The organism is Symmachiella dynata (assembly GCF_007747995.1).
Taxonomy (GTDB): domain Bacteria; phylum Planctomycetota; class Planctomycetia; order Planctomycetales; family Planctomycetaceae; genus Symmachiella; species Symmachiella dynata.
Genome location: NZ_CP036276.1, coordinates 5,664,783 through 5,679,243, shown reverse-complemented (window position 1 = coordinate 5,679,243; position 14,461 = coordinate 5,664,783). Strand labels below are relative to the sequence as shown.

The window sequence follows — 14,461 nt, the reverse complement described above, 5'->3', positions numbered from 1 at the left end:
TCGGCCCACAAAGAATCTTTGTGGGCCACCCTGTGACCGAACGTCTTTTCTGGTAGGAATGGAAAAACGAGTGGAATTCGATGTTTCCTACAACTTGACCTGCAAGCTCACACTCGATTCGGGCCGTGACATCGTTTTGGAGCAGTTGTATCAGGAACGGACCTATCGTGGTCTGCTCGAAGGCACACCCAATCGGGTGGCGAACGATTGGGGAATCGAACATAACTTGAGTTTTGCCAGAAAGTTGGCGGGCAGCATCGGTGACCCCTATTTGATTGCACCGAATCGTCGTGATTATGTTCGTGTTCCTGGTGACATGGATCGGATCCGCGAGGATATCGAAAAGCGGATTGGGGATTGGGAAGAGGGACTGCAACAGCGACTGCCGGAATGGATTCCGTTTGTCTGTTGCATCGGCTGCTTCGCATCGGTTAAGCCGGCGCGTGATTCGAGAAAAGATTGTTCCTCGCTGACCGTCGTTTGGTACCAAGACAATTTTGCGATGCCAATCGATCCCGTGATTCAGAACGAATTGCGTTCGTTGAATTGGAACGAACATGCGACGGACGGCGAGTATTAGCGCAGTAGGTCAGGCTCCCGCCTGACGCTTAATACGTTACATAGATCGCAGGTTATGAAATCTGTCTTCACGCTTTTTCACGAATATGAGCGATTAGGCCGTGACGAATGTAAGATCATCGGTGTGTACGCGACTAAGGACGAAGCGGAAAGAGCGATCTCGCGACTCAGGACACAACCGGGATTTCGCGATTGGTCTAACGGCTTCTCGATTGATGAGTATACGATTGGAGAGGACCATTGGACCGAGGGCTTTTCTACAATTGTTCCGATCTACATCCCCATGCAAAGCGATGACTCAAATCAATTAGTATGCGCGCATGCGGAGTGGTTGCCCGGCAACCGTTTTCGAATAATTGAGTATCCAGGTGAAGTTGGCACCGACGTTTGGCAATACAAGCCTGGCAATGTCGTCATTTGTGAGGAGAGAAGAGTTGAAGGCACCGACGGGTGCATGGTCGCCGTAGCACGAGCCAACGATATCGCATAAATCTACACAAATGCCGAGCCGCTACATGGTCAGGCCACGCCTGTGAGGTCGCCTCAATATGGCAATGCCAAGCTTGAAGGGTAAAAAATATGAAGTTGACGGCAATTCCTATACTGTCGCCGTCACGGTAAAAGACATCGACAGCGATAACGGCGTACACCTCCGCATTACAATCCGCGCGGAGTTCGGAAACCGGTCGTTTTGTAGCGTGACTGGTCTCGTCAATCGTTCATTTTGGCATGATTATCCAGCGATCGAAGAAATGCGGAAACGATCGATCTCGATTACTCCCAGCGTTGTGTGCAAAATTATCCGGCACGTCCGAAAAGGCATGTGGCAGCCGGATCAGGAATCAGCAAACCGAAACTACGAGATCGACAACGAAGTCCTGGCCAGTTTGGTTGGGAAAAATAATAACACCTAGACCATTGATCTAAAGTCCTCGGGTGACCCCGAAAGATTCTATCGGGGCGGCGCAGCCGCAGGAGGACGTGCAGTGCAGTAGGTCAGGCTCCCGCCTGACGCGAATTCGCGACTGCATGTCGGAGCAGAAAAACGTGTTCAATCCACAATGCCCAACTTGCTATTCTGAACTCGAAACGCGCGCGGTGGCTCCGTGTTTTATGTGCGGCGACAGCGAATCGGGAATCGAACACCTGACCGACGGTCGCCACGAATATGCCGTCTATCGATTTCCTAACGGTACTGAGATGGTGTTGTGCGAGATTTGTTATCTCGACATAGGAGCGTTTTGTGGTGAAACGTGGGGATTCCCATCCGATCAACGGTTGTCATGCAACGACTTATTTCTCGTCCGCCAGATTTACGACCCCGTTGTTGTAAAGGATGGCTATTGCTCGAAGTGCCAAGCACGACTCGCCTATTTACGCGCGTTACGTGAAATCATCGAAGCAAATTCGTCCAGAGAACAATGACCTCCAGCCGACTTCGTCGGCCCACAAAAAAACTTTGTGGGCCACCCTGTGGTTGATAAATAATTCGCATTCAACGGGAGATATGACCATATGGCCACTCAAGAGGATGTCTGTCGTCTCTGCGGAGAATCGCCAAATTCAGGGAAATCCTTAAGGTTGTGGGATGGAAATAGATATTGCTCAAAATGTCTTGAACAGGCTGCGCCTGAGTTAGCAGACTTTGCACTATCCAATCCTCAGCTTGAGGAAACGCGTAGTGAGTCCGTCAACGCAACCTTACCTCGCTATAGTTCTTATAGGCGAGCAATGGTTATCTCACTCGTGTTCTATGTGTTTGCATTCACCTGGCTTGTTTTATCGGGCGATATATTCGAGGTGATTGGTGTAATTGTATTCTGTATGCTGCTGGGGGAACTTATCTTTGGCTACTGGTTGTATCTCAACATGAGCCCTTTCCATCAAGCGTCTGACCCACAACCTCGAGTGTCCGTCAGAGATGGTATTGTTGAACTTCACAAAGGAGAACGCTTACTTTATGCAGCCAAGTTGGCGAACTGCGAATGGATTGATCTGTCGAAATCTAAATATGCAAAGTTAGGCTCGCCCGGTGAGATGTGCAGGGAATTCTTAGTGCTTGTATTGCCTCGAGCGTGGTGGCTTGGAGTTGACAAAGCAGCGTTATGTGGATTTACAAGTACCACCCGAAATATTTGGGTCAATTTCTTAACGATTGCAGATGTTCCGCAACGCGGTGCAGATGTCTCAATCTAACTATCATAAAGTTCAATAACTCCAACCAGTTTCATGTTTGAGTCGTCAAGTTCAAATCTGAAATGCAACAATTGCCGCTTCGTCATTCATCAAATAAAACCTCGTCAGGCGTGCGGTAGCCTAAACATTTCCTGGGACGATTATTCAGCCGCTGCTGTACTTTGGCAACCGCTTGGTGACATATTTCACGAAAGTCCGTCCCCTTCGCAACATATTGCCGTGGGTGGCCCCGAAAGATTCTTTTGGGGCGGCGCAGTCGCAGGAGTTTTGGTAGAGAATCACGTGAAAACAACGCACCACCTGCCACCCCGCGAATGAAGGTTTACGCCGGTTTGCTATTGCGTCGATCAATAACAATTCGCACAATTTATGAGTAAGCCGTTCCGTCGTGGCGTCAGGCGGCCGCTTGGCCTACGCGCTCCACCCATTCATATCGGCATATTGTCAAGCATTTCGCAAAGGTCTGCATGATCAAATCATCTTACATGGCTGCAGCGAACGCAGTGTTATTGGTATTGGCATTTGGCACAACCCTTGCTGACGAGCCTTCTACAGATGTTCGCACATCAACCCAGAAGGGGACTCAAGGTGAAAGAAGTGCAAAGATTCTAGAACGGATCGCTACCAAAATTGAATCTAATCTGAATAGGGTTCACACTTGGTCTAGTGAATGGACACTTGAAGAAACCCTCACGCATCCCGGGTTCGGAAATAAAACCGATCCTTTCGGGATCCCTTATTCCATCAGCCAGCAAGGCACGGTTCACTTCGATGCCGATTTTCAATCTGGCAAAATGTACATCGAGTTTCTTCCGTCCACTGAGGCGAGATTTGTTGAAATCGCATCGGGAAAGCCCTTGGACTCATCTCGCATGCAATTCGGAGGGATGTACCGTGCCGTAGTCACTCCCGAACATCTGTTGTCTTGCGACTATGGGGCAAACATGGTGGATGTCGAAGGTTTTCCATCCATTCCTGGCTTGCGGGCGAATATCAGCCGTGTCAGTTATCGGGAAACAACTCGGATAAGAGAAAGAAGGCCTCACCTATTTGACTGCCGGAACTTTTTCAAACATTTCAAAGGTGGTTTTAGTTACTCGACTTACGCTGATTATCTAAAAACATATATTGAAAAACTTAGTGACCCCACTCTTCCCAAAGACATCGCGGTCGATGACATCCGCAATTTGATTAGCGTGACTTTATCAAAACAGGGCGAACACAAATTGTATACGGTGAGAATTCGGAAGTTGGATCGCCGCACCAAGAAGGAGATGTTTGTCACTGAAATCGTATTCGACTCGTCAGTCTCGATGAATCCTGTGTCGGACACAAGTATTGTTCTTCCGCAGCGAAAACCGTTTCGACAAACATTACTACACTACAAAAAAGAGGGCGGACTGTTTATTCCTGATGTTGTCACAGTTAAGTCGTGGGATTACAACGATCCGGATTCTCCAGTGTCCAGGGAATCACGCATCTTTACATTGCAGAAATCGACGTTGAACCAGCCGATTCCGCCGGAAGCGTTTTCGACCGAACAATTTCAGTGGGAGTACGGGGATCGGTTTTGTGATCGCATTAAAAATACGCTGAGTGTCTTTGACGGAGAAAAACTGGTTCCTGCTCAGGACTTTGAGTATAACCCATTCAAAGATCTTCGCTTAGAAGCTTTAAAAGCGGCAGAGCGGGGGAATTAAAGAACGCCTTCAAATTCTTCGCGAGAAAAAAGGGACGGCATCACGGGGAGCCAGTGGTTAATCATCGCGGGTGGCCCCGAAAGATTCTTTCGGGGCGGCGCAGTCGTAGGGGTTCTGGTAGAGATTCACGTGAAAACAACGCACCTGCTGCCACCCCGCGATTGAAGAATTACGCCGGTTTGCTATTGCGTCGATCAATAACAATTCGCACAATTCATAATCAAGTCGTAGCGTCAGGAGACTGCCTAGCCTACTCGCTGATTACCACAAATTGGGAGGCGCCCCATGTGTCGGTGGTTTGATCTGAAGTTGAAATATGCCACGATCGTTTTTGCCACGCTCGTCGTCGGCCAAACCGTATTGTTCGGCCAAGAACCGTTGCCGGTTCCGGTGCGTCCTGCGGCGGATGTGATCGCTGCCTGGAAAGCGGCGGGGGCGAAATTTTCTTGGATCAGAATTGAACGGAAAGGCATCACCAGCCGACTGGCTGCTGAGGAGTCCCCAATACCGGGAACACTGCCCGATTTTCGATTTGGCAAGTATGAGTCGGGTGCACTGGCCGGACTCCCGGCTCCCGCTGTGCCGTTTAGTCTGACGCTCGACAACCCGCAAGTTGTCGATGACGATCTCAAAGACCTGGCGCATTTCAACAAAATTCAAATGCTCAATTTGCGGCATGCAAAGCTGACCACGGCAGGTCTGAAATTTCTAGCCGGGCTGGATCAGCTTGAGCGACTCGACCTGCGCCGCACGTCCGTTTCAGGCCCGGGGCTACGTGAACTTTCACATCTGAAAAATCTCATGCACCTGAATCTGCGTGACACCCCGTTGACGGACGAGGACTTTCAATACCTCATGGAACTTTATGAATTGCGCTCGGTCAATTTGCTGGGAACGAAGATCACCGGTGCGGGATTGAAACATCTCGCCGGACTGAAACATTTGGACAGTCTGTTGCTGGTCAATACCAAGTTGAATGACGAAGGGTTGCGTGGTCTGGCAGCGCTGGTCCAACTGCGTTCGGCAATCCTCAACGGCACGGCAATCACCGACAAGGGCTTGAATGCCTTGGCCGGGATGTCCAATTTACGGTCGCTGATCTTACCGTCGATGTCAGTCAGCGAAGAAGGATTATTAAAACTCGTGAGCCGACTCACAGGCCTGGAGGAATTGGACGCAAGTGGAATTCTCTTAAAGGACGCGGCCGTTCACGAGTTGGCTACGCACCTCAAAAATTTGCGGATGCTCGGTATGCACGGCACCGGGATCAGCGATGAGGGAGTCAAAGAGTTGGCCCGCCTTGAGAAACTCGAGGCCCTTTACATCGGCGGCACGCAAGCCACCGACGCTGGCCTGGAAGCAATTTCCGGTCTCAAACGCCTCAAGCGATTGGGCCTGAGCAATACGTATATCACCGATGCGGGATTGGAACATCTTTCCGGGATGCGGCAATTGGAATTTTTGGATCTCAGAAATACCCATGTGGGAAACGTGGGAATGCAACATCTGTCACAACTAGTGCAGCTTTGGGAATTGAACCTGCGAAATACCGCCGTAACCGATGCCGGAATTGAGAAGTTGGCGGGGCTCAAAAACATGCACGAATTCTACCTGGAATTCACCGACGTAACCGACGGCTGTGTCGAAGTGTTGGCCGGTTTGAAGCAACTACGATTCTTGCATTTGCGAAACACAAAATTGACGAATAAGGGTTTTCAACGTCTGAAGAAGGCATTACCGCATACATTCATCATAGAAGTCGTGGGGTATTAAAAAGGCCGCAAATGGCGACTTGGCTGTTGTTGCCTTCTCTCGTGGTTTTTAGGCTGATGTTGATAGGGAATGACCGACAATGACAGCTCGTCACCAATTACTGTGGTACAGCATCGCAATCGGAATCGTCATCCTGGTGTTGTCGAGTGCTTACACCGTTTGGCATTCTCATCAAATCCAAAACACGGTCTGTCTCGAAGTTTCCAAATTGGGGGGCACTTTTACATCGGCCAGTGCTCGGCAACGGAAGCAAACCGGTAAGTCCTCCAGAAGGTTACTCCGTCGATTGAGTAATCCCGTCGCCGAAATCGATTTATCAGAAGATACATGGACGCGTGTCGAGCGTGCAGCAACGCGGACCTATCCCGTCGTGACTGACGCGGACCTGAAGATCTTGCAACTCACGCCCACGCTCAAGAGCCTCTCACTTGGTGGTATGCCTATCACGGACGCGTCGATCGACACAATTGTCAGCCTCGTTCAACTGGAAGAGCTGGATCTTCAAGAGACTAAAATTAGCGAAGCGGGATTACAGCGTATTCAAGACGCGCTGCCAGAATGCAAAATCAGGAACTAGGGTTCGGCCAGAGAATCACGCGTAAAACGAAGCACCTCCCGCCGACCCACGGTTAACGCCGACGTCGCGGCGGCGGACGGCGGCCACGTCCACCGGGGGGGCCGCTGCGTTCGAAGTCGCGGGAGGGGGTGCCGCGGAAGGCTCGGGGAATCACCGGCCACTCTTTGGTCAAGAAATAGGCATACGTTCCCTCGGGGAAATCAGGGGTGATGCCAAAGCGGCCGTTGCATTCGTCCAGGTCTCCCGCGCCCTCAACGAATTCATAATCGGCGACAAATGTCCCGTCGTATTTTCCCCCCGGTTCGCCGCGGCCGCTGGGGCGACGTCCTGATTTCAAACGATAACTTGAGGCGAGTGCTTTTACTTTGCTTTCGGGATTCTCAGCATCGGCGTAGCCATAAACGGCATAGATCGGATACCCGTCCGCTGCCCAACCGACCAACGGAGAATGGCTCTCCTTTTTGAGTCCAAGTATCTCAAGCAACTCCGTGGGCAGTCCGTGATAATGGTAAGCGCCTGTTGGTTGCACGTGGGCGTAGTTTCCATCGATCCCCAATCGAACCGCTCCCGACAGAGCTTCGTATTGCCAGCCGCTCTGCCGATTCCCGAGAAAAAACTCCGCCGCTCCCGGATCAAACGGAATGCCGTTGACGGCAATACCAAAGTCCTGCAATCCCAGCGGCGTGATTCGTCGGGCTTGTTCAGGCTCGGCCGGAATGCGGAACAAGTATTTTTGTGCAGTGATGCGGTGCGGATTCCCGCGATTGGGGAAAGCCCCGGTCGAATGATTCGGGATGCCGTTGGCGCGAATCACGCGCATGTCACCGTCGACCTGGATCGACACGCTATTCTTTCCCGGCGGTTTTTGAGTGTCGGGAACGAGCTGCAGTTTCCCGGTCGATTGCGTCGTCGTATGCCGCCGCGCCGGTGGCGGTCCCCCGGGAAATTGCGTCCAAGCAACGGTGGCCAGCGAGAGGACCGTGATCGCTGCCGCGATCAGTTTGCGAAGTGGTTTCACTACAGGTTCCTTCGATTGAGTACTCGAATCGATCTGCCTTAGTGGCAACTCGCGGGTGAGCTTGGACAAGCCTCTGACAAGCTACCTGTTGGATGTCCAGTTCTTGCGAAAATTCGGTCGGCCTTCAATATTCGCAATGAAATGCATATTGTTCAACCCCGTAATGTTCACATCCCAATGCAAAGCAATATAGTAGATGACCGCCACCTGCCAAGCGGCATTCGGCTCGCCCCCGCTTATCGGAAATGCCCACATCGTGCGGTCCGGATCATCAAACCAATCATGCATTTCGTCGCAGAGCTGTTGAGGAACGTTCGAGGAGGAAAGGTCTAAATCAATTCCGAAATATGCAAGCCAGACGGGAAGCTGGTCCAACAGTTTCAATGTTTTTCGCTTCACTTTGGGAAGAACTAATAGATAACGCTCGTCGGTCAAGCAATCCGCGTGCTCAGCAGTGAACGCCACGGTGGGAGTGCGATAACGTTTTGTCAATCCTGCGGCGATGGCGAATGCAGGAGGCTGTATCGGCAAAAAATAATTAACATAATTCGACAGCTTTTCTCCGGCCTCGTTTCCTAAAACCATGCCATGAGGAGCCATTAAATTGGCATCCAGACCGTCTGGTCTCGCGAATCCGTTCCGGCTGCGTTCGGGAATATCTCGCGGCTGCGCAAGGATCCCGCCTCCAAACTGACCCGGTTGAAAATGCCAGCCATCGTTTCTCTGCTCGGCCCATTCCTTCTTGATGGTGCTCATATCTTGGCACTCGTAGATGAGTGACGGGTAGATATGGTAGCTATCATCGCCGACAAGTTGCATGTGATGTCTCCGCATTGGCTCGGACAGTTTCTAAGTCGTGATTCGCATCAGGCGGCTGCCTGATCTACCCAGGATTGCATCTCAATCCACCTCCGCCGGAGCGTCTTCCGTTGCAGATCGCACAATGCGACCGCAAGCGGTCGGTTTGGGATTTTTGATGGTCATTCCGGAAAATCCGTGTTTAATCTGTGTTCCATCTGTGGCTAAGAAAATTGCCACGTACCGACTCGCTACGTTGCTTAGTTCTCCTGAATCCGCACATTACGAAAATCGATTTTCCAATCTTCTGCTTGAAAGCCGATCGGGCCTTCGGTGAGGGGGCCGGGCTGGCTTTCGGCGATTTTTACGCCGTTGAGGATCGACAATAGCGCACCGTCCTGGGATTGGATTTCCAGGCTGTTCCACTGTCCGGCTGGTTTGCGGTGTTGGATGCGGGCTTCTTCGTCGTCGGTCGCTTCGACGGCATCCGCGCCGCCGATGGCGACGATTTTTGCGAGCTGTACATATTTTCCTTGCACCTCGATGCAGGCGGGCCAGGGGGTGTTGTCGTTGTTGATGTACATCATGTAGCCGGTGTTCCCTTTGAACTTGTCATCGTCTTTCAGGTTCTTGGGCCGCTCATAACGAAAATCGAGTCGCAGCGTAAAGTTGCGGTAACTCTTCTTCGTCGCCAAGTACCCACGGGGGCGTCCGCCGCAGCGGATGGTGTGTCCTTCGATGGACCACGTTGATGCCTCACCGACCGGGACTGTGAATTCGCTCATGTCTTCGTGATTGGCGAGAAAGACGAAGCCCTCTTCCAATTCAAACGGCGGTTCTTCGACCACCGGCGCCGGGGTTTCCACTTCGGTTGTAGCGGGCGGGTCGACCGGTTTGTCAGGGGCGGAATTGCAGGCGGACAACAGCGGGCCGCAGAGCAGGAACAACATACAGCAAACAGTCAGACGATGACGAGACATCACAACTTCCTTTATGGCGGGTTTGAGTATGACCTCAATGTGAGACGGGAATTGCCTATTGCAGCGAAAGTGGCATTGTAATCGTCGGCTGTCGGGAACATAAGTCAGCTTGGGGTTATGCGGGAATGAACATTGTGGGGGGCAAGATTTCTTGTCGGGGACGCGGAGTACGACGGCGGAGCCGTTGGTTTGGGAATGGGTGGGGCCCGGAATGGGTTTCGGGACGCGTGCGTTGGGTTTGCTTGGGCGTTGCTGTTATGATGGCGGCGAGTGATTTACAGCCGTCTTACAGAAGAGCAACACCATGAACGAACCACGTCCAGCCGCTTCCGGGTTTCTCAGTATCTTTCGCGCCGTCGGACCGGCGATCATTGTCGCTTCGGTGGTTGTTGGACCGGGCAGTATTTTGACGAGTTCGCGGATCGGCGTCGAATTCGGTTACAGCATGATCTGGGTGCTGGCGATTGCGGTGTTGTTGATGATGGGCATGACGGCCCTCTCGGCCAGGCTGGGGGTCGTCTTAGAGGGGACGTTGTGCGACGAATTGGCTCGCCGCGCGGGGCGTCCCGTGGCAGCACTGGCGGGGATCTCGCTGTTTCTGATTGCTGCCTGTTTTCAATTTGGCAACAACCTCGGCGTGTTGGCCGCCATCGAACCATTTGTGGAAAGTGCTGATGCAACGGTCGCCGCGGACGCTGGTCTTTTCGCCAAATTGACCACCTGGCCAAATCTGTTGGTGATCGGGTTGAACGCGGTGATCATTTGCGTCCTGCTCGGTTTCCAAAATCTGTATAAGCCGGTCGAGAAGATGATGATGTTCTTGGTCGGTTTGATGTTCGTCGGATTCGCCGCAAATCTCATCTTGGCCGCCCCCTCCCCGGCGGACATCGCGCGGGGTTTGATTCCCAGTCTTCCCGCGTCCGAAGAGGGCGTCGACATGATGACACGATTCGCGCCGCTGATCGGTTTGTTTGCGACGACGTTTTCCGTCGCCGGAGCGTTTTATCAATCGTATCTCGTCCGCAAAAAAGGTTGGACGACCGACAATCTCCGGCAAGGAGCGATTGATTCCTCAGTCGGCATCGCCGTGTTGGGGACGATCACCTTGATGATCATGCTCACAGCTGCGTCGGTGCTGCATGGAAAGATGGCCGGCAGCGATCTCAAGTCGGCGACTGATGTCGCGCTGCAATTGGAACCTTTGTTCGGGGAGCACGCGTTCTTGGCCAAAAGCCTGTTCTGCATGGGGCTGTTTAGCGCCGCCTTCAGTTCGTTTATGGTCAACGCCATGATCGGCGGCTCGATGCTGTCCGACGGTTTGGGATTTGGCGGCGACATGGATGCCAAAGGTCCGAAGGTGGGTACGATCCTAGCGCTACTAACCGGCATGATCGTTGCTGTGGCGATCAAGGCGTTTGACTTCAACACGGTCAACCTGATCATCTTCGCACAGGCAATGGTTGTCGTCGGCTTCCCCATTTTGGCCGGAGCCATGTTATGGCTGGCCACGCGTCCCGATTTGACCGGCCAGCGCGCCGTTCCCCTGTGGTTGAAAGGCGTCGCAGCGGTGGGACTGCTGATCACTCTTGGACTGGCAGTGCGCACGTCACTGTCGGTTTACGAAAAAATTGCTGCTATGTAGCCTCAACGGTTTTTATTGCGGGCGTTGTCAGCAGCGGCGTGATTACGATGCGGCCGTTAGTTGTCGGCCGTTGTCTTGAGGGCCGATGCCCAGAATCAATTCGGCGGCGGCGTGGCTCCATTCCTCGGGAGTGCCGTAGCGTTCGGCGGATTTGCCGAAGCTGATTTTTAGCATATCGGTGTTGATGATGCCCGGGTTGAGCGGCACGGCGGCCATGCCTTCGGGAAGTTCCTGGGCCAATGCTTGCGTCAGGCCTTCGATGGCCCATTTCGTGGCACAATACGGTGCGACTCCTGGTCCGGTGGCGCGTCCCCAGCCGGAACTGTAATTCACGATCACCCCCGTGGCTCGTTCTACCATCGCGGGTACGAAATGGCGGATCACGTTGGCCGGTCCGTTGATGTTCACAGCGGTCATCCGCGCGAATTCTTCAGCCCCGACTTCCCACAGGGGAGCTTTTTCGTTCATGATCGCCGCATTGTTGATCAGGATGTCGGGCGGGCCATATTCATTGAGCACCGTTTCCGCCCAGGCACGGACGCTGTCGTCGCTACTGACATCGACGGTGGAGAAATGGTGCGGCGCAGCATAGCGCGATCGCAATTCGTCAAGGGCCTCCTGGGAGCGGCCGCAACCGATGACCGTCTGTCCGCTTTCGACAAATCGATCGACCAGCGCGCGGCCTAAGCCCTTGGTGACGCCGGTCAGCACAATGATTTTTCCCGCAGCTTCGCTCATGCCGCATCTCCAACCAATATCCGTACGAGTGATTTTATGAATCGTCGTCGGAAAGCTTATCGGAGCACACAGCGGGTCTCAAGGGCAGCAGGCACGGCGCGAGTTCGCCGGATGACACGACGTCCCCGCATTGCTCTGGGCTTAGCTGTGGGTTTGCGGATCGAGACCGACTTTCGCCAGGCCTTGGCGGATGAAGCTTTTGAGGTAGCGGGCGACGGCGGTGGAGTTCAGCAAACGCCGCCATTGTGTCGCCACCGCTTTGCGAAAATAGCGGCGTGACTCCGCGTAATGTCCAGAGCGATAAAATGACCGAGCCATGGAGAGGTATTTACGGGCGGCAAACAATTTACGATACCGCAAAGCCGGTTGCGGCATGTGCTCCGGATCGAACAATTCGTCGATCACCTGTTCGGCGGTCTCGCGGATGGCTTCGATATTCCGCCGCACGCGCCCGTCATGAGCGTTGACTTCCAGCAAAGTTTCATTGATTGAGCGGCAGGGAAAATGTAACAAGGTCGCAGCGAAGACGGGTAGGTCTTCGCCGTTGCGAATATGTTCGGGAAAACGGATGACGTCAAAGACATCGCGCCGGACCGCAGCGGTGCCGTTGCAAATGCCGAATTTGCGGTCCAGGAAGTCACGAAAGTTTTCCATCGGCTCACCCAACTCAGGGTGCAGCTTACCCGAGACACGAATGCCTTCCTCACAAACGGCAAAATGTTGGCCGAACACCATACCGACTTCGGGATGCGCTTGCACTTCACGCCGCAGGTGCGACAACGCATGGGGCAACAAGGCATCGTCGGCGTCGAGGAAAATGAGATAGCGGCCGTGGGCCAGATCGATGCCTCGATTGCGCGTGGCGGACTGCCCACGGTTCTCGTGGTGGAAATAGCTGACACGATCTTCGTACCGCGCGACGACCTCGCGGGTGTTGTCCGTGGAGCCATCGTCGATAACCAAAACTTCAAAGTCATCGCCGCTTTGCTGCAACGCCGATTTGATGGCCCGCCCGACGAAGCGACCGTAGTTGTATGCGGGAATGATCACCGAAAACAAAAATGTTTTCTGGGCAGCGGAATTTCTTGGCGACGCACCTCGTTGCCGATTGACCCAAAGTTGACTAGGGCCTTTCAGCGGCGGGTGAACGTTCCTGTCGCCATGTGGCGCAACGGAAGCGTTGGACCGAACGTCATGTCGTGTGGCCTGTCCTGTCATCAGCGATCCGTAGCTCCGTCCCTGGATTGTGCGGCGGTATATTGAGGATATTTCGGAATCCTGGCAAGGCCATCTCCAGGCGGAATACTCTCGCAATTTAACAAACCCGCGGAAAATGGCGGAAAACTACTGAATCCCGTTGCCTGAACTCAAGCTGGCAATCGGGGCATTGGGGGCCAACACGAAGATCTCGACTCGACGATTTTTCTGTCGCGACTCGTTATCTTTATTCGGGGCCAGGGGTTGGTAGGGACCGTAACCGGCAATCCCCATCCGTTCGCGTCGCAATCCGTGTTTTGCCAGCGAATCGCAGACGTTGATCGCACGGTGGGCGGACAGGTGCAAGTTGCTGGGGTGTTTCGATTTGGTGCTGGCTTTCGCGATTCGGCGATCGTCAGTGTGACCCACAACCAGAATATTCAAATCTTGGGCATCCCCTTGATTTAAGATATTCGAGAATTCCGTCAGCAGTTCTTGCGAATTCTTTTGCACTTCGGCACTCCCGGAGGAGAACCAGACGTCGGAGTGAAACTTGCTCACGCCGGTTTGCGGATCAAATTCGAAGTTCGGGTACCGACGGGCCAAATCTTGAAACTGCCGCGTCGATTCGGCTGAGAGCGGGTTGGTCGCGTTGCGAGTTGTGTCTAACAGATTCGTATACCGCGAACGCAGTTTGTCCCGTTCGCTTTGAGCGCTGACCAACAATTGCTCATCCGTTTGTTTGGCCATGCGGAGCGCTTGTAACTCCTGCTCCAATTGTTGCTGCTGAGCAGCTAGCGAGGCCGCTTGGTTATGGATTTGTTGCCGGTCGGCGGCCAAGGCTTGGTTTTGTTCGTACAATTGCCGCGCCCGGTTTTGGCTTTGCGACAACTGATTGCGGGGAACCGCGGTGCAACCCGAATGGCTGAACGCCATCGCGCCTACAGCGCAAAACATCATGATTCGCAGAGGGGAAGACACGTAAGGACTCCTTTCCCGTTCGATATCGCGGGGAGCAGGTCTGCCCACGATCGTGGTAGGCAACCGGCGTGCGAAGACCGGGGAATTGGCGATACACAGCCTGCTAGCGCATGCTGAGGATCACGCAACATTCGATTGTGTTTTGTGAGTAGTCGGTGTTTTTGAGAGACTCGAAGTGGCCGCCGCAAGACGATTGGAATGGAATTCCAACACGATACCCGTGGCAGGCAGCGGCGATTTATAACGACAAGGCCGCACACTGCCAAGAGGAACTTGATGAAA

At 53.3% G+C, this 14,461-nt stretch carries 15 protein-coding genes and 1 pseudogene; 9 read left to right on the top strand and 7 right to left on the bottom strand.

What is annotated here, in order from left to right; translation table 11 throughout:
• Positions 1 to 70: 70 nt before the first annotated feature.
• The 5 genes from Mal52_RS21440 to Mal52_RS21420 all read left to right on the top strand — a co-directional run bounded on the left by Mal52_RS21440 (position 71) and on the right by Mal52_RS21420 (position 2,775).
• Positions 71 to 580, top strand: a complete 510-nt coding sequence (locus Mal52_RS21440; RefSeq protein ID WP_145378561.1) for a hypothetical protein — start codon at positions 71 to 73, stop codon at positions 578 to 580.
• Between the two features lie 54 nt (positions 581 to 634).
• Positions 635 to 1,069, top strand: a complete 435-nt coding sequence (locus Mal52_RS29930) for a DUF7336 domain-containing protein (RefSeq protein WP_197534377.1) — start codon at positions 635 to 637, stop codon at positions 1,067 to 1,069.
• A gap of 58 nt (positions 1,070 to 1,127) precedes the next feature.
• A complete protein-coding gene (locus tag Mal52_RS21430) occupies positions 1,128 to 1,493 on the top strand; it encodes a hypothetical protein (RefSeq protein WP_145378560.1) in 366 nt (121 codons plus the stop codon).
• 184 nt (positions 1,494 to 1,677) lie between these two features.
• Positions 1,678 to 2,004, top strand: coding sequence for a hypothetical protein (locus Mal52_RS21425; protein WP_145378559.1), 327 nt, complete (start codon positions 1,678 to 1,680; stop codon positions 2,002 to 2,004).
• Between the two features lie 90 nt (positions 2,005 to 2,094).
• Positions 2,095 to 2,775 (top strand): hypothetical protein, encoded by a 681-nt coding sequence (locus Mal52_RS21420; protein ID WP_145378558.1) that lies wholly within the window; start codon positions 2,095 to 2,097, stop codon positions 2,773 to 2,775.
• Positions 2,776 to 2,857: 82 nt separating this feature from the next.
• Here Mal52_RS21420 and Mal52_RS30605 read toward each other — a convergent pair.
• A pseudogene (locus tag Mal52_RS30605) lies at positions 2,858 to 2,995 on the bottom strand (IS30 family transposase); the annotation flags it as partial.
• Positions 2,996 to 3,242: 247 nt separating this feature from the next.
• On the opposite strand from Mal52_RS30605, the gene Mal52_RS21415 reads away from it, so the two are divergent.
• From Mal52_RS21415 to Mal52_RS21405, 3 genes are all read left to right on the top strand, one after another.
• A complete protein-coding gene (locus Mal52_RS21415) occupies positions 3,243 to 4,475 on the top strand; it encodes a hypothetical protein (RefSeq protein ID WP_145378557.1) in 1,233 nt (410 codons plus the stop codon).
• A 285-nt stretch (positions 4,476 to 4,760) separates the two neighbouring features.
• Positions 4,761 to 6,248, top strand: a complete 1,488-nt coding sequence (locus tag Mal52_RS21410) for a leucine-rich repeat domain-containing protein (protein WP_145378556.1) — start codon at positions 4,761 to 4,763, stop codon at positions 6,246 to 6,248.
• Positions 6,249 to 6,327: 79 nt separating this feature from the next.
• Positions 6,328 to 6,825 (top strand): hypothetical protein, encoded by a 498-nt coding sequence (locus tag Mal52_RS21405; protein WP_145378555.1) that lies wholly within the window; start codon positions 6,328 to 6,330, stop codon positions 6,823 to 6,825.
• Positions 6,826 to 6,877: 52 nt separating this feature from the next.
• On the opposite strand, the gene Mal52_RS21400 is transcribed toward Mal52_RS21405, so the two are convergent.
• The 3 genes from Mal52_RS21400 to Mal52_RS21390 form a co-directional block, all read right to left on the bottom strand.
• Complete coding sequence (locus Mal52_RS21400) at positions 6,878 to 7,843, bottom strand: YHYH protein (RefSeq protein WP_197534376.1); 966 nt, start codon at positions 7,841 to 7,843, stop codon at positions 6,878 to 6,880.
• 81 nt (positions 7,844 to 7,924) lie between these two features.
• Positions 7,925 to 8,662, bottom strand: a complete 738-nt coding sequence (locus Mal52_RS21395) for a hypothetical protein (protein ID WP_145378554.1) — start codon at positions 8,660 to 8,662, stop codon at positions 7,925 to 7,927.
• Between the two features lie 239 nt (positions 8,663 to 8,901).
• The gene (locus Mal52_RS21390) at positions 8,902 to 9,621 is read right to left on the bottom strand and encodes a 3-keto-disaccharide hydrolase (RefSeq protein WP_145378553.1); all 720 of its coding nucleotides are present in this window, start codon (positions 9,619 to 9,621) and stop codon (positions 8,902 to 8,904) included.
• Between the two features lie 304 nt (positions 9,622 to 9,925).
• Between Mal52_RS21390 and Mal52_RS21385 the strand changes: the two genes are divergently transcribed.
• A complete protein-coding gene (locus Mal52_RS21385; protein ID WP_145378552.1) occupies positions 9,926 to 11,263 on the top strand; it encodes an Nramp family divalent metal transporter in 1,338 nt (445 codons plus the stop codon).
• Positions 11,264 to 11,305: 42 nt separating this feature from the next.
• On the opposite strand, the gene Mal52_RS21380 is transcribed toward Mal52_RS21385, so the two are convergent.
• From Mal52_RS21380 to Mal52_RS21370, 3 genes are all read right to left on the bottom strand, one after another.
• Positions 11,306 to 12,001, bottom strand: a complete 696-nt coding sequence (locus Mal52_RS21380) for an SDR family oxidoreductase (RefSeq protein WP_145378551.1) — start codon at positions 11,999 to 12,001, stop codon at positions 11,306 to 11,308.
• Between the two features lie 141 nt (positions 12,002 to 12,142).
• A complete protein-coding gene (locus tag Mal52_RS21375) occupies positions 12,143 to 13,051 on the bottom strand; it encodes a glycosyltransferase family 2 protein (RefSeq protein ID WP_231962726.1) in 909 nt (302 codons plus the stop codon).
• Positions 13,052 to 13,345: 294 nt separating this feature from the next.
• On the bottom strand, positions 13,346 to 14,179 hold the full coding sequence (locus Mal52_RS21370; RefSeq protein WP_145378549.1) for an OmpA/MotB family protein: 834 nt from the start codon (positions 14,177 to 14,179) through the stop codon (positions 13,346 to 13,348).
• Between the last annotated feature and the right edge of the window lie 282 nt (positions 14,180 to 14,461).

Bases quoted from the DNA above. Each gene is read 5' to 3' on its own strand.
- Mal52_RS21395 (WP_145378554.1), bottom strand. From the start codon at position 8,662: ATGCAACTTGTCGGCGATGATAGCTACCATATCTACCCGTCACTCATC.
- Mal52_RS29930 (WP_197534377.1), top strand. From the start codon at position 635: ATGAAATCTGTCTTCACGCTTTTTCACGAATATGAGCGATTAGGCCGT.
- Mal52_RS21415 (WP_145378557.1), top strand. From the start codon at position 3,243: ATGATCAAATCATCTTACATGGCTGCAGCGAACGCAGTGTTATTGGTA.
- Mal52_RS21420 (WP_145378558.1), top strand. From the start codon at position 2,095: ATGGCCACTCAAGAGGATGTCTGTCGTCTCTGCGGAGAATCGCCAAAT.
- Mal52_RS21430 (WP_145378560.1), top strand. From the start codon at position 1,128: ATGGCAATGCCAAGCTTGAAGGGTAAAAAATATGAAGTTGACGGCAAT.
- Mal52_RS21410 (WP_145378556.1), top strand. From the start codon at position 4,761: ATGTGTCGGTGGTTTGATCTGAAGTTGAAATATGCCACGATCGTTTTT.
- Mal52_RS21380 (WP_145378551.1), bottom strand. From the start codon at position 12,001: ATGAGCGAAGCTGCGGGAAAAATCATTGTGCTGACCGGCGTCACCAAG.
- Mal52_RS21405 (WP_145378555.1), top strand. From the start codon at position 6,328: ATGACAGCTCGTCACCAATTACTGTGGTACAGCATCGCAATCGGAATC.
- Mal52_RS21385 (WP_145378552.1), top strand. From the start codon at position 9,926: ATGAACGAACCACGTCCAGCCGCTTCCGGGTTTCTCAGTATCTTTCGC.
- Mal52_RS21390 (WP_145378553.1), bottom strand. From the start codon at position 9,621: ATGTCTCGTCATCGTCTGACTGTTTGCTGTATGTTGTTCCTGCTCTGC.